The organism is Rheinheimera baltica DSM 14885, from assembly GCF_000425345.1.
Classification (GTDB): domain Bacteria; phylum Pseudomonadota; class Gammaproteobacteria; order Enterobacterales; family Alteromonadaceae; genus Alishewanella; species Alishewanella baltica.
Genome location: NZ_AUDG01000014.1, coordinates 13,584 through 33,309, shown reverse-complemented (window position 1 = coordinate 33,309; position 19,726 = coordinate 13,584). Strand labels below are relative to the sequence as shown.

Genomic DNA, 19,726 nt, shown 5'->3' with positions numbered 1-19,726 from the left:
AAGTTAAGCCATGACTAAATGATTTGTCTGCTGTATGAAATATATTCTCGGGATTTCTAGCTATTACCACGATAGTGCCGCCACGCTGTTAGCCGATGGCGTTATTGTGGCTGCGGCACAACAAGAGCGTTTTAGCCGGCAAAAACATGATGCTGGTTTTCCCGCCGACGCTATTCGCTATTGCCTGGCTGAGGCTGGTATCCGTTTGGCTGATGTATCTGCCGTGGTGTATTACGACAAACCGTTGCTGAAGTTTGAACGGCTGTTAGAAACGTTTATGGCGCATGCACCGCGCGGTTTTGCTGCGTTTGTGCGTGCGATGCCGGTGTGGTTAAAAGAAAAGTTGTTTTTAAAGTCGGTGCTGCGCCGCGAACTAGGTGCTTTGCTTGACGATGATGAAAGTAAAAAAGTCGCGCTGCCACAATTGCTGTTTAGTCAGCATCATCAGGCCCATGCCGCTTCAGCATTTTTTCCTTCGCCGTTTGATAAAGCCGTGGTGCTTTGTCTGGATGGTGTGGGGGAGTGGGTCACCAGTTCGGTATGGCTTGGCGAAGGTAAGGCATTAACCCCGTTACAGCAAATTCATTTCCCGCATTCTCTCGGTCTGCTGTATTCCGCTTTTACCCAGTACTGTGGTTTTAAAGTCAACTCAGGTGAATATAAGCTGATGGGGTTAGCGCCCTATGGAGAGCCGCGTTATGTTGATGTTATTTACCGTGAGTTAATTGACGTTAAAGCCGATGGCAGTTTTAGCCTGAATATGCGCTATTTTGATTACCCGGTTGGTAAGCGCATGATTAACCGGCACTTTGAGGCGTTGTTTGATGGCCCAGCTTTGCCATTTGATACAGAACCAGCACAGAAGCACCTAGATTTAGCTCGCTCGGTACAGCAGGTTGTCGAAGAGGTGGTGTTAAAAATTGTCCGTCATGCCACGTCACTTACCGGCTGTCGTAATGTCTGTTTAGCCGGCGGTGTTGCGCTAAACTGCGTCGCCAACGGCCGTATTGTCGACGAGCAGGCGTGTGACGCGCTATGGATCCAACCTGCAGCAGGTGATGCCGGTGGTACCTTGGGCGCGGCAATGTTGGCATGGCATCAGTATTATCAACAGCCGCGTTCTGCGGCTATGTTACCTGATCAGATGCAAGGCGCTATGTTAGGGCCTGCGTTTAGCAATGAAGAAATAGAGCAGGAGCTGCACCGGCAGCAGTTGCCGTATCAACAACTTGCAGCAGACACACGCAATGATATTGTCGCTAAGTTATTGACACAAGGCGCAGTAGTTGGCTGTTTTCAGGGAAGGATGGAATTTGGCCCGCGCGCACTGGGAAACCGCTCAATTTTAGCTGATGCGCGTAGCATCGATATGCAGCGCGTGTTAAATGTAAAGATAAAGCAGCGGGAGTCGTTTCGACCTTTTGCACCTGCGGTGATGGCAGAACATGCAGCGCGCTATTTTAACCTGCGTCAGCAAAGCCCCTATATGCTGTTGGTAGCGGCAATTGCCGAGGGACAACGACTGCCGGTTAACGACACGATTGCCGGTTTAGTGAAGCGCAACCAGATCAGATCAACATTGCCTGCCATTACGCATGTCGATTATAGCGCAAGAGTGCAAACGGTAGACGCAAAGCAACAGCCTGCATTCTATGCCTTGCTGCAAGCGTTCTACCAACTAACGAGTTGCCCGGTGCTGATCAATACCTCATTTAATGTGCGTGGCGAGCCGCCGGTATGTTCGCCAGCTGATGCTATTGCGGGCTTTTTAGCTACCGATATGGATTATTTATTGTTAGAAGATTTCTTGTTAACCAAAGCTGATCAGCCAAAGGACGCCATCGCACAGGCTCTGCAGCGTCAGTTTAGCCCGGATTAAGGAATGACAATGTCTATTGCCGCTAACGATACGCAAGCACTACGCCGTTTTGGCTGGCAAATGATGTGTGCCTGGCCTGTTATGTTTGGCTTAGTGCTACCATGGCTTTTTAACGCCGACTGGCCACTTTGGCCTTGGTTGCTCGGTGGAGTCTTTGCTGTTTTTGCTATTTTAGTACCTCAGTTGTTGTATTGGCCTGCGCGACTCTGGTTTAGCTTTGCGCATATTATGGGTTGGGTTAACACCCGGCTGATTTTGGCATTGCTATTTTTCGTTGTTATTACTCCGCTTGGGCTGGTGCTGCGTCTGTTAGGTAAGCTGGATTACAAACCTCAGCTATCTAATGCCGATACCTATTGGCGGCAAAGTGAAGATATTTCGGCTGATAATATGAAGGATCCGTTTTAATGGGTGAATTTTTACAGGATTTATGGGCATTTTTACGTGTGCGGAAAAAAATCTGGCTGTTGCCGGTGTTTGTGCTGCTGGCGTTACTGGGCGCCTTAGTGGTTGCCAGTCAGCAATCGGCGCTGGCAGGGTTTATTTATACCCTGTTCTAGTTCAGTACGTTTGATTTAGCGCGTTGTTCCACAAGTTTTGGTGCTCGCTTTGACTAAAAAACTGCTGTGGTTGCCAACAACGCGGTATAAAGCGGCGTACCTGACCCGGCTCCCAGTCTGCGCTAAGCTGAGCAAGAATCGCCTGCAGGCGTTGCTCTGGAATCACCGATAGGCGTACGCGCGCGGGTTTAAAATACAGGTTATGCTCTATGCTTACATGGCAGTTATTACCGCCTCGGCGATACTGTAAGTTACGGCTAACAATACGGCATAGTGGCTGTGCCGGGGTAGGCGGATAGAGTTGGTTAACAATGGCTAACTCGTACTTACCGGCAAAGGCATTGTCGTGCTGCATCGGTATAAAAGTAATACCAAAACCTTGTGGGAAAATGCCGGTAATGGTTAAAAAATGCTTTACCCAGATGGCTGGGAATTGTCCACGATTTACACTGTCTCTAAGCAACAAACTGGCTTTAGGCAGGGCTTCATATTGGTAACGTTGTCTACCAGGTAACACCATAGAGCTGTACACTTGTGGCAAACCCAATAAGGGAGAAAGTGTTATATCTCCGGTTTTCTTTTCTTTAAGTAGTTGTTTAATAAGATTTATCTTATTTTGTTGTTGCAACTGGTGTTGTTGTTTTTCCTCCCGGCTATTGCCACGATAAGGTATCAGTTGCAAGGCACCATTAACCAGCTGGTGCATTGCTGCGCCACTTAAACTAAGGTATTGCTGGCGCTCATTCGGTTGCATACTCCGGCTGGCATCTTGCTCTCCGGCATTGCCGGTAAGCAACGCAATAGCATCAGCATCAAGTTGGCCGCTATCCAGTAACATTACTGCTACGACCAACGGCATTTGTACATTTAAGCGATAAGGGCAGTTGTCATCGGCATAGCGACGAACAGCCTCATGCTGGTAAAGCTCAGGGTCAGTTAATAGCTTGTGTTGTATTGCATGATCAAGTAACCGCAGACTCAGTGCGGCACGATAGAGTAGTTTGTAGCCAAATTGCAATTCGCGCCAACGTCTGGGCGATTCAGGCGAAGTAAGTTGTAAACTGCCCAGCACCCGTGCTGAGCGGATCAAGCTATCTGCTGGGTTATTGCCTTCAGTGAGGCGCAATATCTTCTCGGCCAGAAACCAAAGTTGCTGCATTAAGTCTGGTTTGGTTGTTACCGCATTACTATCAGGCGTATTATTGGCAAAACGCAAAAAACGGTGGGTGTCACTAAGGAGACTAACCAGACTGTCAGAGGCAGATACCGAGGTTAATGCTTGCAGCAGGCGTTTTAATTCGCGCATAAAACTGCTATCAGCGGACAACTTTGACGTGCGCAAGCGTAATTCTCCCAAATAAAACATTTTACCATACCTGATTCTTTATAATGAATAAAGTGACTTCCGCGCAAGCTAGAGTGATGGAGTATAAAAACTGACATAGCAAAAATGTCGATCAATAACCGTGAACGACATTGCCTAAGCTATCTGGTTTAAACTGCTAAATTGAATTGTTAGTTTGTTGTAGCAAGTTATCGATGGCTTGCACCACATTTAAACTGGCTTGCTCCATCTGCTGTAAAGCACCAATCATACTTACGTTGTCATTATTCATTAGTGCTTGTACAGCTGCTTTACCCGCTATGTGCACTGCTTTATGGGGTTCCTCAATGTAACGAAATGCGGGTAGGCTGGCAAATTTCTGGCCTTCACTTTGATACCAACGACCTAAACGGCATTCTGTATGGCTGTCAATGGTGGCGGTGTGGTCGTTACTATCGATAATACGGTACACGTTATTTTTCCATACTGCATGATCAAGCTTGACGGTAGTTAAGAATGCTGTGACAGCGGCATTACCAATAACATGTTGCATGTTGCCGGAACTTTTTAGTACATGGGACACTACTTGGTCTATTTGTTCAGACGATGTACCAATGTCTGATGAGCATTGCTGATTGGTTAGCACGACTTGCTTTATTTGCTCGGTCTGAGCGATGACCTTTGCAACGAGTTGTTCAATGTTTGCACTGGCATCATGTGCATTAATGGCAAGCTGTCGCACTTCACTGGCAACAACGGCAAAGCCTCTACCTGCATCTCCTGCTCTTGCCGCTTCAATCGCAGCGTTTAGTGCTAATAAGTTAGTTTGCTCTGAAATTTGTTGAATTGAGGAAACTAACTGGCTGATGCCTGTTGCTGACTCATTAAGTGCATCTGCTGTTGCCATGCTTTTTTCAGCATGGTCGTTTAAATGACTGGCTCGATTTTTCAAATTGCCAATTGCTGACCGAGTTTGGTTAAATAAGCCGTCCAATTCAGATAAAACGAGTTTTTCGTTGTCCAACTCGCCGGAATTTTCCAGGATGGCGTCGCGGATAGCATTAAGCATATTGCCACCTAATAGCTGTATCTTCGAGCGTTCAACATTTAACGTATATGCTGCCTCATTCTCGGTGATATGTTGCTGTAAAGTGTTAAGCTCTTGCTGCCATTGTTGTTTGTCCTGTTGATGCAGTGTTTGTTGTTGCACTAACTGCTGTTCTAATTGTTCTATTCTGGTTTTTAGACCAGTGGTTATTCCAAACATAAAAGCACCTCAACTACTCGCGTTGACTAAATACTGCGGATGATAAAACATAGCTTATCCTGCCATACTCGTATTGATAATAGCGAACGAAATTAATGTTTTACATTATTCATTACGGTGGTCGATATCCAGAAACAAAAAAACCAGCGGTGCTGGCTTTTTGTTACTTTAGGCTTTTTGCTTAATGTTTGATTTTTCTGCGATTTAACCCAAGTAAACCTAAACCTAACAGCAACAAGCTAGCTGGTTCTGGTACTTGAGACGGCCGGTTAGATAAGCCTACAACAATGTTATCAAACTCAGCGGCTACCCCTGTTGATGTAAAGCGAAAACTGGAGAATCCAGTGCCGGCAAAATTAGAAATGTTAACGTAGACGTTTGACCCTGGTTGCACCTGATTACCGCTGCTACCACCATTGTTGCCTAAGATTTGTGGGCCGGTTAACGTTTCTATCAGGTTACCTTCGGCATCAAAAAATTCGATATAGTTATAGGTATCAATGGACCCGAAATAAACGCCAAGGTAATTAATACCAACACCTGCAGTTAGGATATTACTGTAGTCAATGGTGATCCAAGATGGCAGTGTGCCGCCTTGTGCCGGGGTATAACCAAAGCATGTTGTATCATTGGCCGGGGTTGCAGCATAACCAGCACTGCCTTTTCTAACGTTAAAAGCATCAGAACCTGACGTGTTAACCTGAATAGCAGAACCAGCAAACAGAGCATTAACGGTGCAGCCCATTTGATTGTTTTGTGTTGGGTCATTGTATGCAGAGCTGCCAACGCCAAATCCAATCATTTGTGTAGCATTATCAAAGGTTTCAATAAAGAAACCGTTAGCGGGATTAAGCAAGTTAGAGGGATCGATCAGATTACTGGTAAGACCGGAACCATCAGTAGCAGCTTGACCACCGTAGCTTACGATTAGTGCTGCCTGTGACGAAAAACAGGCAAAAACAGCGGATGAAAGTAAAATCCGTTTAGAGTATTTCATAAGAACCACCTCAATTTTTAGATCGAATTTACAACTTTACCAATTTGAGAAAGCATAAAGGGTGCCAGTGTCTATAAGTGCATGGATATACGAGAAATGGTCAATTTTTAAGCGATTGACTGCGTTGTGGCTGTAAACAAATCTGACACAAAATCAACGGCAAAAGCGATTATCTCTCGCAGTAATAGGGTATTTGCTGTAAGCTGCGCGGCCCTTCGTACAGGAGGCAACTGCAGCTGCGGCAGGTTTCGCTCGCAGCAATAACTGCGGGATATCGCATGCAATTTACTGATTTAAACCTGGCACCGGCGCTGTTAAAGGCCATTGCTGACAAAGGCTACACCACGCCGTCTCCTATTCAACAACAAGCTATTCCTGCCGTACTGGCTGGGCGCGATCTTATGGCGGCAGCGCAGACAGGAACCGGCAAAACGGCTGGCTTTACCTTACCGCTGCTACACATGCTAACAGATGGCCCTAAAGTACAACCCAATCAGGCGCGGGCACTTATTTTAACGCCAACACGAGAGTTGGCGGCGCAAGTGGCTGAAAGTGTTGCCATGTACGGTAAGTATTTAACATTAAAAAGTGCTGTTGTTTTTGGTGGTGTAAAAATTAACCCCCAAATGATGGCACTGCGTCGCGGTGTAGATATTTTAGTTGCAACGCCAGGGCGCTTGTTAGATTTGTATCAGCAAAATGCGGTGCGTTTTACCCAGCTTGAAGTGCTGGTTTTGGATGAAGCCGACCGTATGCTTGATATGGGCTTTATTAATGACATTAAAAAAGTGCTGGCCTTGCTGCCAAAGAAACGGCAAAACTTGCTGTTTTCAGCCACTTTTTCTGATGATATCCGCAAATTAGCGAAAGGCTTGGTGAATGACCCGTTAGAGGTCTCAGTAAGTCCGGCTAATACCACCGCTGAGCGTGTTGAGCAGCTGATATACCCGGTTGATAAAAACCGTAAAGCGGCTTTAGTCACTAAGCTGATAAGTGACAATAATTGGCAGCAAGTGCTTATTTTTACTAAAACAAAGCATATGGCGAATAAGTTGAGCTTGCACCTGGATGCCGCAGGAATTAAATCTGCCCCTATTCACGGTAACAAAAGCCAGAACGCTCGCACTAAAGCATTAGCGGACTTTAAAGCCGGTACAATCAGAGCTTTAGTTGCTACCGATATTGCCGCCAGAGGTTTGGATATCGATCAATTGCCACAGGTAGTAAATTTTGAATTGCCTAATGTAGCCGAAGATTATGTGCACCGTATCGGCCGTACCGGACGCGCGGGGGCCGCCGGGCATGCCATTTCACTGGTGTGTGCTGACGAAGCCAAAGAGCTGATAGGTATTGAGCGCCTGATTAAACAACAGATCCCGCGGCAAGTGATGGAAGGCTTTGCACCAGTAAATGCTTTGGTACAATCACAGCCGAATGCTAAACCTTACAAGCCCAAAAAACCAAAGATTGCTAAGACTGGACACCGCGATGGGCAGCGTCCTGTAAATGGCCGGTTGCAACAGCGCGTAAAATAATCATTAATTTGTTTCAGCACTAGCACGGCATAATCTAAGTAGCTCTGCTAGAATGATATTTCGTAAAAGTGCCTGCGGTTTTCGTGGGCGTTAATTCGAGTATCATATTAACGATGAAGCGCACTGTATACAGCGTTTTAACCAAGTTACCTTGGTAAAAACATGAAAAGTTGGCTGTTATTATGCCTTTTAACACCGTGTTGGCTTAGCGCCACTTCGGTTGTTGTCAATACGTCAGTACCGCTGGATGCGCTTACTCAACCGCAGCTCCGTGGTATTTTTACTATGCGCCAGACGCAATGGCCGGATGGCTCGCCAATCACGGTTGTTATCCTGCCAGCTTCCAATGAACTTCATCAGCGCTTTAGTCGGGAGCAACTTCGACTATTTCCTTATCAGCTGAACAATATCTGGGACAAATTGAGTTTTTCTGGCATCGGTAATCGCCCTGTAGTCGCCGAAGACTTCGATGCCATGCTGCGTATCTTGTCCAACACACCGGGTAGCATTGGCTACATTGAGCAACAAAGCCCAGACGCTGGATTAAAGGAGCTTCGCATTGACTACTAAGTATGCTTTTGCAACTGCAGTGGCCAGTTGCATGTCTATATTACTGCAATTGAGCTGGGCACAGGATGCCAATGTTGAATGGAATGGTTTTGTTGCCCAAGGGCTCATTAATGCTAAGCACAGTAGTTTTGTAAATAACGATGAAGGCTGGTCTGCGGAATTGACAGAGCTGGGTCTAAATAGTCGCATTTCGTTGTCGCCATCGTTTAGCCTTGCCGGTCAGGTAGTGTATTTAAATGGCGGTAACCGCTATCCGCCAGGGATGCGGTTAGATTATTTATTTGCCGATTGGAACCTGTATAACTCTTTAGATTGGCAAGCTAATATCTATATAGGTCGGTTTAAAAATCAGCATTGGTTATATTCCAGTACACGCGATGTCCCTTTTACCCGCCCTTCTATTGTTTTGCCACAATCAGTTTACTTTGATGCTTTTCGCGATATTGCCGTTGGTAGTGATGGTATTGCCATGCAAGCCCGCCATAACGGCGATGTAGGTGACGTTACGTTCAACTGGAGTTGGGGTTCTGCACCTATTTCTGATCAACAAACCCGAACTTTATTAGGGGCTGCGGTACGGGGATCAGTTAAACAAGATTTTGTACATCAAGCTAGCGTGTATTGGCAGCCTGCTATGAGCCGACTTACTTTTGGTGTGTCTTTGTTAGATTCAAATTTTAGCTATACAGCGCTTGTTGATGATATTTTTGCGCCAGCAGATTTTACAGTGCAGCGTGTTATGGCAAATGTGCGCTACCAGTTAGAAAAATGGGAGTTCTCCACTGAGCTTCAGCAAGAACGTTTGCTGATTGATGGCTTTTTTGCACCTCAATTTCATCAAGATCAAATGGGGCAGGGGGCCTACTTGTTGGCTCAGTATCGCCATACTTCACAGTTAAAGTGGTTTATGGCGCTGGATTATATGGTGCTCAATAAAGATGACCGTCGTGGAACCCTGTTTAGTCAAAACAGCGGTGGAACAGTACCGGCTTATTTTGCCTATCAGTATTCTGTAGGGACAGGTTTAAGTTACGACTTCACCCCGACGCTACAGCTAAGTGCCGAAATACATTGGATGGAAGGGACTGGCCGTGTTGCCCCGGTAGTGATACCAAACTTAGCGGTGAACACCCGAGAGTACTGGCAGCTGTATGCTGTGCAGTTGATGTATAGGTTCTAACAGCGATGCGCTATCTAAGCTTGTCGTGGAAAATGCTCATTTTGCTGCTGAGTATATTGCTGGTATTGATTACTTGGTTTACCAGTTTGTCATTACTACATATGAATCAGCAGTTTAACCGGCAGCAAGCGCAGCGTAAAGCTCAAGGACAGCAGTACTTCCAACTTTATAATCAGTCAGTTGACCAGCAGTTGTTAAGCTGGATGCAAAGCTTTGCTGATTTACAGAATTTACATGAAGCAGCACATTTCGGCGACTTTTCGCACGCTTTAGCTTTGCAAGCTGACTCTTTACAAATGAATTATGCCGTTCAAGGGTTTAGTCTATTTTACGATGGGCAAGTACAGCTGCGTCAAGGCGATATAGCACAAGATGATGCGCACGCGTTGGTGCAACAAACCCTGCTTGAACAGAGGCCAATATCTAACATCCATTGCGATAAGCATTGTACTAAATCGCTTAGCTTACCTTTACTCAATAGCCACGGTGATGTTGCTATTTTGGTACTGGAAACCACGTTAACGGATGTCCTGTTTAGCTTGCATCGAACGCTAAGCACTGAAGTGGCAATACTAAAACGTCGACCAGGTGATACTTTGGCGCAGCAATTCGCAGTGTTGCAGGCTTCCGATCATGAGCAGATGAGACGTATTGCGCAATATGTGCCAGATGATATGAGCGTTGACACGATTTTACGTGATGGCGTTATTATCTTTTTCGATAACAGTAGTTATTTTTTGCATCTTATTCCACTAAATCAACAAGCTGAAGAGACGCATTTTTTACTGATGGTTGAAGATGTTACTCAGGGAATGCAAGACAAACAACGCTATGAGCAACAAATTTTCACTGTTGCCGGTAGTTGCTTTATTGCCGTGCTATTACTGATTTTGTATATCACGCGGCGTATCAGCCGCCGGATATTGAAGCTCGCCGCTGCACTACCTTTGCTAGCACAACGGCGTTACGCAGAGTTTAGGCAGCAAAGCCTTGGTAAACCGGGTATGTTTCAGGATGAACTCAATACATTTAATGACTCGGTGCTGAGATTAAGTCACGAACTTGAACACCTTGATTTGCAGTTGGCTGACAATACGGCAAGTTTGGAACGGATGGCGATGTTCGATACGTTAACCGGCTTGGCAAATCGCAATATGCTGCAGTATCAGATCCAGCAGGCGCTGGCATCGTTAGCGCAACGCACCGGTTATGTCGGCTTGCTTTTTCTTGATCTGGATAAATTTAAAACGGTTAATAACAGTCGAAGTCATGCCATTGGCGACCAGTTGTTAATTGAAACCAGCCAGAGGCTGCGCGCTGTAACGTCTGCGGCTGAGGTGGTGTGTCGCTTTGGTGGCGATGAGTTTGTTATTGTGTTATCTCACCTTGATTCACCAAGCCAGATTGAAGAATTGGCAGTTAGTGTGATGGCGCAATTTACCACTCCCTTTACCCTTGAACATGTTGCGGTGACACTGAGTGCCAGTATTGGCATTAGCTATACCAATAATCCGCAGTACGGCGGGGATGAGCTGATTCGTCAGGCTGATTTGGCGATGTATCAGGCAAAAAATAATGGTCGAAACTGTTACGTTGTTTTTAATGAAAAAATGTCGTCGGATTTGGCTGCCCGCTTGCAGTTAGAGGTCGAGTTACGTCAGGCCATTTCGCAGCAGCAGTTTAGTTTGAGTTTGCAGCCGCAAGTCGACTTACGCAGTGGACGTTTGTTTGGTTTTGAAGCATTGTTACGCTGGCAGCATCCGACGCGAGGTTTGGTGCCACCAGACGAATTTATTAGTGTTCTGGAGCAAACCCAGCTTATTGTTGATGTAGGGTATTGGGTATTTGAACGCAGCTGTCAGCGTTATCTCGATCTAATGGGACTGGGATTGCATGACGTGATTATTGCCGTAAACGTTGCAGCTGATCAGTTTTTGCAGCCTGATTTCGCGCTTCGGTTAGCTGATATTTTGCAGAAGTATCAGTTAAGCGCTTCACATTTTGAGCTGGAGCTGACCGAAAGTACGTTAGTCAGCCATGTCAGTCAAACGCTGGATGCGATGCATCAGTTAAAATTAATGGGTTTTCGTTTTGCTATTGATGATTTTGGCACCGGTTACTCGTCGTTAAACTACATCAAGCAAATGCCAGCTGATACTATAAAAATTGATAAAAGTTTTGTGATGGCCATGCTTGAAAGCTCGTCAGACTATCAGATCATTGTGTCAACTATTGCTATGGTTCAAAAGCTTGGCTTGCAGGTGGTGGCTGAGGGCGTAGAGAGCTTAGCGCATTTACAGTTATTGCAGCAATATCACTGCGATTTAGCTCAAGGCTATTATTTATCCAGGCCGATACCCGAAACGCAGTTAGCCGACTTTGTGCGTGAACAGGTACTGCAACAAAATTGGCCGGCAGCGTTATTGCGCCGGCCAGAACATTAGGCATTAACTACCAATAACTCCACCATCATCTTTTGTCACAATAACAGTGGCTGAACGTGGGCGGCTGTTACCACCATCTGGCCAGTGACTGGTGAAATTGTCGGGCTTGGACCTGTCACCCGGGTGTTGAATATTAACAAACAGTGTTTTCATGTCCGGCGTGGCACTGATACCCGTAACTTCACAATCAGTAGGGCCTACCAGAAAACGCTTAATGTTACGTGTCACCGGGTCGGCAACCAACATTTGGTTATTGCCGTAAGGGCCTTCACCTTGTTGCGAACCGCTCATGTCCGTTTGGATCCACAGCAAACCATTTTTATCAAACCATAGGCCATCGGGGCTAGCCAGGTGGTTGTCAGCCGTTAATGTTAATTCGGTGCCGGGTGTTGCGGTACCTACGTCACCGGCTAATAGGAATATATCCCAGTCAAATGTGGTCGCTGCTTGCGTATCACGTTCATTCCAACGAATAATATGGCCAGTCACATTGGCAGCGCGAGGGTTAGCCGCATCGGTTTGCTCCTCGGTACGACGGCTGTTATTAGTTAAGGTGAAATATACTTCGCCGGTTTCTGGGTGAACGGCACCCCATTCAGGTCTGTCCATCTTGGTTGCACCGCTTATATCTGCGGCTAAACGGGTATTAAGCAACACATCGGCTTGATCGTTAAAGTTCACGCCAGCCTCAGCCGCTTTAGTCGCAAAGTCGGTATTATTGATATCAAGTGGTAGCCATTCGCCACTGCCGTCGTCATTAAAGCGTGCGACATACAAGGTGCCATCATTTAGTAGGTGGCCACCGGCCGTGGTTTTGTAATATGGCGCGCTGGAAACAAATTTATATATATATTCATACCTGGAATCGTCACCGGAATACAGTACTACTGGTTTGCCTTCTTCCAGTTTGCCAAAAATGATACCTTCATGCCCAAAGCGACCTAATGCTGTACGTTTTTGCGGTACGCTGTCTGGGTTAAACGGGTCAATTTCCACTATCCAGCCAAAAGTATTGGGTTCGTTGCGATAGTCTTCTGTAGCATCTGCACCAACCTTGCTGGCATTAAAGCGTTGGTACTGATCTGCCGTGGGAGTTGCGGTTTCCCAGAAATAGCGACCGTTGCTACCAGATACGCCATAGCGGCTATGCTCACGAGGCTTATCAGCGTCGGTATTGACAAAATAACCAGCCCAATTTTCTTCACACGTTAAATAGGTGCCCCAAGGCGTATAACCATTACCGCAGTTATTTAGCGTGCCACGGGTACGGCTGCCATCCGGGCTGTATTTAGTGACAACGTTAGCACTTCCACGCACGGGGCCAGCCAGTTCCATTGGTGTGGCTCCGGTAATGCGGCGGTTAAATGGGCTGTTATTTACTAACGCCCAGCTGCTATCAGCTTGCTGTTGTATGTGAGCAACAGACACGCCGTGAGCAGCAATTTCTTTCCGTGCTTCATCGGCAATACGCGGCACAGTTTCAATACCGTTAGTGTGTACCAGGTTGTTATCGATGTACTCGTGATTAAATACCAGCAAGCCCTCTGTTGAGCTTTCACCGTTACTGCGCGCATCAATTGGGAAAAAGTGCATGCCATCATGATGCATACCTACTTGTTGCTCTTGATCTTCGCCTGTGTTGCTGGCGTCAGCTAAAAACGCGGGGTAGCTGCCAGTTAGCGGGGTACCCCAGGGTAAAAATGCGCGCGCGGTGTAGCCTTCTGGTACTACTATGCTGTCGGCGCGGCCCGTGGCAATGGCTGTAAAACCCAGTAAGGGGGCTGCTGTCACCGGTGGTACAACGGCAACCGGTTCATCATCATTATCGCTGCTGCAACCCACTAGCGAACCGCCGATAAAGGCCGCAACGGCAGCACCAACGCTACCTTTTAAAAAATTGCGACGCGCCATGCGGCTGTCAACAATGGCGGCAAAAGTAGGGTTTAGTGAGAAGTTTGTTTGTGGGTCCACGCCTGAGTTGTCGATGCTTACGTGCTTGCTTTGGTCTGACATTATTATGCTCCGGAATAAAACGGATTATTAGGTGGCCCCATTTAACCGGTAATTAATGGCAGTTTAGTTACAGTAAAATAGCATTTTTGTGATTTGTGATGCGTTTTTGCACTGCTTTCTTTTACTTTTGTACTGTGATTTCATAAGTATAGTAACGGCATTATTTTGAATAAAACCGTGGCCTTTGCTAAGGTGATGTAATCTGTAATCTGACGTTGAGCATCAATGAGAATTGCTCTGGTTCTGCTACTTTGTAGTTTGCCGTTTTGCAGTGCCCTTGCTGATACTGTGCAACTGGCGGCGAGCGAGTTACACCTAAGGCGTCTCACAGTAAGAGATGGCCTTCCCTCCGCCTATATAAATCGTATTTTACAACGCCATGATGGCTTTATCTGGATCGCGACTAAAGGCGGCCTTAGCCTGTTTGACGGCAAAAATTTTAGCAATTATCAAATCGAAACGGATATCGGCCTGATTAGCAATGACGTAATGAGTTTACTCGAAGATCAGCTGCAACAATTATGGGTTGGTACTGTTCGAGGGCTGTTTTTATTCGATGAGAACCAACAGCAGTTTAAGCATGTGCCATTAATGGCGGTTGCGCCTGCGGTATTATATTTATTTCAAGATCCTACGCTTGGGCTATGGGTAGGCACCGATCAGGGGCTGTTCCGGCTTGCAGAGGACGGCAGTGTTGTGCAGCATTATGCCAGTGACTTGGAGGTGAAAGTAGTACTGAGCTATGCGGGAAAATTGTGGCTTGGTAACAAGCAGGGGTTGTTTGTCGTCGATCCGGTAACTGGTGATACAACAGCAGTAGAGCTGGAAGGAGGCGCAGATGTTGACGTTCGTCAGCAACGTATTTTTGATGCGCTTGTGATCGGCGATAGGTTTTATCTTGCAACTGACGGAGATGGGCTTCTATCGTTTGATCCTGCCACAGGCCAGGTTGTTAGACAGTGGTTAAAAACGGATGGACTAAAGAGTAATAGTATTTGGTCCTTGGCAACACAAGGTGAAACACTTTGGATTGGCTATTTTTATAACGGTATCAGTGGCTTATCTTTAAAGTATGAAAAAATTGAGCATTATCAGCATCATGCACAAATCCAATACAGCTTGCCGCACGATAACATTAGCCAGCTTTACATGGATAATCTGCAACAATTGTGGATTGCAACCACCAACGGCCTTGCGATCGCGAATTTATCTGACCAAGCCATTCGCCACATTGGCGAGTATCAGCAAATTAGCAACAAACATATTTGGTCATTGGCGTTGGACGCAAATAATCTGTGGTTCGGTAGCGAGAACGGCCTTAATCTTTATGATTTGCAACAGCATAAACTTACGGTTTATAACAGTGGTGATGCACCAGGGCAGTTGCCTCGTACGGTGATTTGGGGCATGCATGTGCTGGCTGATGAGATCCTTCTGGCCACTAATCTTGGGTTGCTGGTGTTTTCACCCGATACCGCTCAGGTACGCAGTTGGCCTTCACCTCCATGGCATAAAACGGGCAGGGCTAGTGCTTTATATAGTTTGCGGCAACATCAGCAGCAGCTATTAATGGGCTATTATGGTGGTTATTTTGCCGTTTACGATTTAGCCAGTCAGCAGTATTTGCTGCATAGCCAAATTGATCATGCAGACTACATTACCGACATGCTGCCTTTGGCTAAGGGTTACTTGATCGCTACCGACAATGGTTTGTTCCAGCTTGACGATGGCAAGCTTACGGCGTTGGCAGAACAATTACCGGAGCTGGCTGCTCAGCCACTACATATCACCAGTTTACTACAGGTGGATAAGCAAATATGGGCCAGCACTCAGGACCATGGTTTACTGGTACTTAAACAGTATCAAACACAATGGCAGCTAATCAAACAGCTTACTGACCGTGATGGCTTGCCAGAAAACCAACTGCGGGCATTGGCTATGTCACCTGATGGTAGAGTGTGGTTAACCGGCATGAAAACGCTAAGTGAAATAAACCCTGCAAACTTGCACGTGCGGCGTTTGTCACGTCACTTGCATTGGCTTGATATGGAGTTTCATGCCAATGCATCTCTAAAGCAAATCAGTAACTTACAGGCGTTCGGCGGTAATCAGGGGCTGATTTTCTTCCAGCAAGATGCTCTGGTTGATAATGCAGCTTTTCCGCCACTGCATCTAACAGCTGCTCAGTTAATGACTGAACAGATTGTGGTGAACAATAATCAACTTACTATACCGCCAGAGGCCAGCTATTATGCGTTCCAGTTTGCTGCATTAGACTATTTTAGTCCTGAGCGTATCCGTTATCAGTATCAACTTCAGCCATTGATGAACGACTGGCAACCCATGTTAAGTAATCAGCTTAGCCTAAGTGGATTGTCGTATGACGATTATGTGTTAAAGGTTCGATCTACTAATGCTGACGGTTTGTGGAGTGAACAAAGTACAGACATTCAGTTAACGCTTACTGCACCCTGGTATTTAACGCGTGTGGCAAAATGGCTATATGCACTTGGCATTATGAGCTTATTAATGCTGGCGTTATGGTCTTTACTGTGGCGACTTAGCGCATTAAAAAGGGTAGCAAACCATGACGCGTTAACGCATCTGCCAAACAGGCGCTATTTTAAACATGAACTGCAGCGTCGGTTGCAGCAAAGTCGAAGCAGTCAGCATCAACTGGCGCTAATGTTTTTTGACTTAAACCACTTTAAACAACTGAACGATAGCTGTGGGCATGAAGCAGGTGATCAGTTACTTATTCAGGTTGCCGGGCGGTTAACGCACGCAATTCGTGAGACTGATTTTGCCGCCCGTTTAGCGGGGGACGAGTTTGTGGTGATTTTATCTCATATTAAGCATCAGCCGGAACTTGATACAACGGTGAAGCGAATTAGTGAAAGCTTGTGCCAGGAATACCAGCTAGCGCCAGAAACCAGGCTAAAACTCAGTTGCAGTATTGGTATTAGTATCTTTAATAATGGCAATCAGGTTAATGCCGATACGCTACTGAGTCAGGCCGATCAGGCGATGTATATCAGCAAGCAGCAACAACAACCCTGGTGCTATTATCAGCTTGATGAGTAGTTGAATAACACGCCTCTGGCGAAGCCTTGCCCGGCTCTGTTATAGTGCTGATAAAGTTGGCTATTAGGGATAAATAACTATGCAATGGCAAGTGCAGACCTTTGCCGAGCTGGACACGTTAACCTTGTATTCGCTGTTGCAGCTGCGGGTAGATGTGTTTGTAGTGGAGCAGAATTGCCCTTATCCGGAATTGGATGACAAAGATTTACACCCAGAAACCCGTCATATCATATTGAAGAAAGGTGACAAGGTGATTGCTTATTCACGCGTGTTGGCGCCGGGTGTAAGTTTTGATGGCTTCCCTGGAGTAGGGCGGGTATGTGTATCGCAAACGGCACGTCGTTTAGGGCTGGGGCAAGTATTGGTTGAAAGAACGTTATCGGTTGCATCGGAGCTATGGCCAGATACCGACATTCACATTTCTGCCCAGTGCTATTTACAGCAATTTTATCAGGATTTAGGTTTTAAACCGGCAAGTGAACCTTACCTAGAAGATGATATTCCGCATTTGAAAATGATAAAACCGGTGCAATAAACCAACAAAGCCGCGATGTATGCGGCTTTGTTAACTGAATCGTTTGCAGCCGGCGCACAGTATTAGTTCTATCGCCCTACACGTTGTCTAAAAAACGCTTTGTACTGCAATAGAGGCGTTTTATTGGTTAGCATTATGGTCAGCGTACAGCTGGGCCGTAGATCTGTTCTGCGCTGTTAAATAATATCCAACTGGTAAGAATGTATTTGTCATTTGATACAGGCACGCAACCGCGGTGTGTATGCGTAAAATAGCCTGGGGCAATCACCATGCGGCCCGCTTTGGGTTGAATGCTTTTTTGCTGATAATAAAACTCGGTCTGGCCGCCCTCAGCGACATCATTTAAATAGAACATAAATAGTAATGTGCGATGCAATGGCTCTGTGCTGCCTTGTTGTGGGTAAACTTCGCTGTGCCAATAACCGTAGTTGCCAACCCCTGCTTGGTATTTCTGCGCTTGTATTGGCCCTAACCGATAAAGCGTACGCATAAAATCTACTGCTTTATTTGCACCCAGCTCAGCATAGTTGTCTTGGGTAATGGCAACTGGCTGGCCAGTTTGTGGGTGTGCTATGGTTAAGCCAACCGGGCCAATTAACGCAAAATGGTATTTTTTGAAATACTCTGCGGCATAATACGTGGTTGCCTGCCAGATCACCTGCAGCAACGGCTGGTATTCGGCATGCTGATAAAGGTATAAGTCGGTACTGTTTTTCTTTGTCAAATCAACGCCGCCACCGGTGCGTCCTTGCGTGGTGTGCGGACTGCTATCAAACGTCTTAATAAGTTGCTGGCAAAACTCTGCTGATAAAGCATCGTCGTAAATTTCAATAAAGTCAGTCATGTTTGTCACTCAGTCAGCAAGAAGTCTGTCAAATACCTGTTTAGGTATCTTTTATAAGAATGCTAATTACCTTACTGCATTCTGCCCTGAGGTAAAAGCAGCAAAACCGGTAAACCCGCATCGGTTTATCGTTGCTGACGAACGAGTTGCTGTAGGCTACGGATATTGTCCAAAATGTCCTGCCGATGTGGGGCCAGTTGCTGCACCTGTTGCAACAATTGCAGCGCCACTTGATATTGCTGACGGTTTATTTCCAGCTGTGCTTGTGCCTGCAACGCCGGTATTTGCACGTCTTTAATGGTGGCAGCACGGCTGTAAGTGAGGCTAGCCAATTCAACATTATTCTTATTTTCATACCATAGTGCCAATGCCAGCAGTGCATCACCCGCTAAGGGATCCAGTGCGACGGCCTGTTGCAATGCATTAAGAGCTAGCTTGGGTTTGTTATCTGCATTAGCCAGTTCGGCCTTGACCAGCTCAAGTTGCGATTGCTGTTGCGGTGTTAATTGCTGCTTAGGCAGTTCAGCTTGTTGTAATAAGCGTCGCAGAGCTGCCCATTGTTGCTTATAGCTTAAATAACGTGCTGCTTGCACCAAGGGGGCGTGCCAGGCAGTACTGTCTTTGTTGCTGACGATAACCTGTTGTAGCAGGCTGGCGCCACGCTCGGCACTACCGTTGGCAAAATGTAACTGTGCTGCGAGCAAGAGGTTTTCTGCAGCGGTTTCACCCAGGCGCAGCGCCACTTCGATACTTGCTAGTGCTTGTTGCTGGTGCTCTTGGCTTAAAGCCAACTGACTGCGCTGCAGCCATAGTGCTTTGTTATCTGGCTGCTGTTGCAGTAACTGCTCTAGCATAGCCTGAGCTTGTGGCCAGGCCTGACTTTGAATTAGCGCATACAGTAAGCCTTGTTGCCACTGCATATTATCGGGCTCAAGTAACAAGGCCTGCTGATACCCTGCTATGGCGCTGGCGGCTTGTGATGCTTGCAAGTTAATAAAGGCCAGTTGGCCATAGGTTTGTGCATCGGCAACGCCCAAATTAATCGCGGCAACCAAATGTGGCCTGGCTTTCTGATACTGTTGTTGCTGCATAAAGACTAAGCTAATAGCCTGATGCGCTAATGCCAGGTCGGGCTGCTGTCTCAACGCCGCCTGCAATGCGGTAGCGGCCTGTTCGTAATGTTGTAATGACAGCAGCACCTGGCCACGTAATACCTGTAACGCACTACTATCTTGCGCTTCTGGGCGCTTAGCAAATAAATCTGCAATGGCGTTATAGTCTTTTTGCTGCAGTAACGGCTGTAACTGACGGGCAAAACTGGCCTCTGTGGGTGAAATGGCGGTTGTGCGCTGGGCAATGGCGTTGTTGTTTAGCACAACCTGCCATGTTGGATCCGCCAACTTAACCTGCAAGGTATCGGCAGTGCTGACGCCACTAAACAAGATTAATCCGGCTAAGGTTGTTTTTAACAAAGGGTTCATCGCGTCACACTTC

The 19,726-nt window shown here is 46.5% G+C and carries 15 protein-coding genes; 9 read left to right on the top strand and 6 right to left on the bottom strand.

Annotated elements, in window-relative coordinates:
* Positions 1-34: 34 nt before the first annotated feature.
* The 3 genes from H595_RS0107135 to H595_RS24265 are packed head-to-tail and all read left to right on the top strand — an operon-like array spanning position 35 to position 2,439.
* Positions 35-1,879, top strand: a complete 1,845-nt coding sequence (locus H595_RS0107135; RefSeq protein WP_027670595.1) for a carbamoyltransferase family protein — start codon at positions 35-37, stop codon at positions 1,877-1,879.
* Positions 1,880-1,882: 3 nt separating this feature from the next.
* The gene (locus tag H595_RS0107130) at positions 1,883-2,287 is read left to right on the top strand and encodes an SxtJ family membrane protein (RefSeq protein ID WP_037053980.1); all 405 of its coding nucleotides are present in this window, start codon (positions 1,883-1,885) and stop codon (positions 2,285-2,287) included.
* Positions 2,287-2,439 carry a DUF5989 family protein gene (locus H595_RS24265; protein ID WP_169338543.1) on the top strand — a complete coding sequence of 51 codons (153 nt, stop codon included), beginning with the start codon at positions 2,287-2,289 and terminating at the stop codon, positions 2,437-2,439. The genes H595_RS0107130 and H595_RS24265 overlap by 1 nt, the downstream gene beginning before the upstream one ends.
* A gap of 1 nt (position 2,440) precedes the next feature.
* Here the strand turns inward: H595_RS24265 and H595_RS0107120 are convergent, their stop codons facing one another.
* From H595_RS0107120 to H595_RS0107110, 3 genes are all read right to left on the bottom strand, one after another.
* Entirely contained in the window at positions 2,441-3,805 is a 1,365-nt protein-coding gene (locus tag H595_RS0107120) for a hypothetical protein (RefSeq protein WP_051219775.1), read from the bottom strand.
* Positions 3,806-3,941: 136 nt separating this feature from the next.
* On the bottom strand, positions 3,942-5,030 hold the full coding sequence (locus tag H595_RS24680; protein WP_027670592.1) for a methyl-accepting chemotaxis protein: 1,089 nt from the start codon (positions 5,028-5,030) through the stop codon (positions 3,942-3,944).
* A gap of 181 nt (positions 5,031-5,211) precedes the next feature.
* On the bottom strand, positions 5,212-6,027 hold the full coding sequence (locus H595_RS0107110) for an Npun_F0296 family exosortase-dependent surface protein (RefSeq protein ID WP_027670591.1): 816 nt from the start codon (positions 6,025-6,027) through the stop codon (positions 5,212-5,214).
* Between the two features lie 278 nt (positions 6,028-6,305).
* On the opposite strand from H595_RS0107110, the gene H595_RS0107105 reads away from it, so the two are divergent.
* The 4 genes from H595_RS0107105 (at position 6,306) to H595_RS21785 (ending at position 11,756) form a co-directional block, all read left to right on the top strand.
* Positions 6,306-7,562, top strand: coding sequence for a DEAD/DEAH box helicase (locus tag H595_RS0107105; protein WP_027670590.1), 1,257 nt, complete (start codon positions 6,306-6,308; stop codon positions 7,560-7,562).
* Between the two features lie 162 nt (positions 7,563-7,724).
* On the top strand, positions 7,725-8,132 hold the full coding sequence (locus tag H595_RS21790; RefSeq protein ID WP_037053977.1) for a type 2 periplasmic-binding domain-containing protein: 408 nt from the start codon (positions 7,725-7,727) through the stop codon (positions 8,130-8,132).
* A complete protein-coding gene (locus H595_RS0107095; protein ID WP_240474841.1) occupies positions 8,122-9,312 on the top strand; it encodes a porin family protein in 1,191 nt (396 codons plus the stop codon). Before H595_RS21790 ends, H595_RS0107095 begins: the two co-directional genes overlap by 11 nt.
* Before the next feature lie 5 nt (positions 9,313-9,317).
* Positions 9,318-11,756: a putative bifunctional diguanylate cyclase/phosphodiesterase gene (locus tag H595_RS21785; protein WP_084153510.1), complete on the top strand. Its 2,439-nt coding sequence runs from the start codon at positions 9,318-9,320 to the stop codon at positions 11,754-11,756.
* Positions 11,757-11,759: 3 nt separating this feature from the next.
* Here H595_RS21785 and H595_RS0107085 read toward each other — a convergent pair whose 3' ends face one another.
* Positions 11,760-13,769: a PhoX family protein gene (locus tag H595_RS0107085; RefSeq protein WP_027670588.1), complete on the bottom strand. Its 2,010-nt coding sequence runs from the start codon at positions 13,767-13,769 to the stop codon at positions 11,760-11,762.
* A 225-nt stretch (positions 13,770-13,994) separates the two neighbouring features.
* Here H595_RS0107085 and H595_RS0107080 point away from each other — a divergent pair, with 225 nt between their 5' ends.
* Positions 13,995-16,853 carry a ligand-binding sensor domain-containing diguanylate cyclase gene (locus tag H595_RS0107080; protein ID WP_027670587.1) on the top strand — a complete coding sequence of 953 codons (2,859 nt, stop codon included), beginning with the start codon at positions 13,995-13,997 and terminating at the stop codon, positions 16,851-16,853.
* A gap of 79 nt (positions 16,854-16,932) precedes the next feature.
* Positions 16,933-17,388, top strand: a complete 456-nt coding sequence (locus tag H595_RS0107075) for a GNAT family N-acetyltransferase (protein WP_027670586.1) — start codon at positions 16,933-16,935, stop codon at positions 17,386-17,388.
* Positions 17,389-17,527: 139 nt separating this feature from the next.
* Here the strand turns inward: H595_RS0107075 and H595_RS0107070 are convergent, their stop codons facing one another.
* Together H595_RS0107070 and H595_RS0107065 are read right to left on the bottom strand one after the other, a co-directional pair.
* A complete protein-coding gene (locus tag H595_RS0107070) occupies positions 17,528-18,232 on the bottom strand; it encodes a 2OG-Fe(II) oxygenase (protein WP_027670585.1) in 705 nt (234 codons plus the stop codon).
* A gap of 125 nt (positions 18,233-18,357) precedes the next feature.
* Positions 18,358-19,713, bottom strand: a complete 1,356-nt coding sequence (locus H595_RS0107065) for a tetratricopeptide repeat protein (RefSeq protein ID WP_051219773.1) — start codon at positions 19,711-19,713, stop codon at positions 18,358-18,360.
* Positions 19,714-19,726 lie beyond the last annotated feature (13 nt).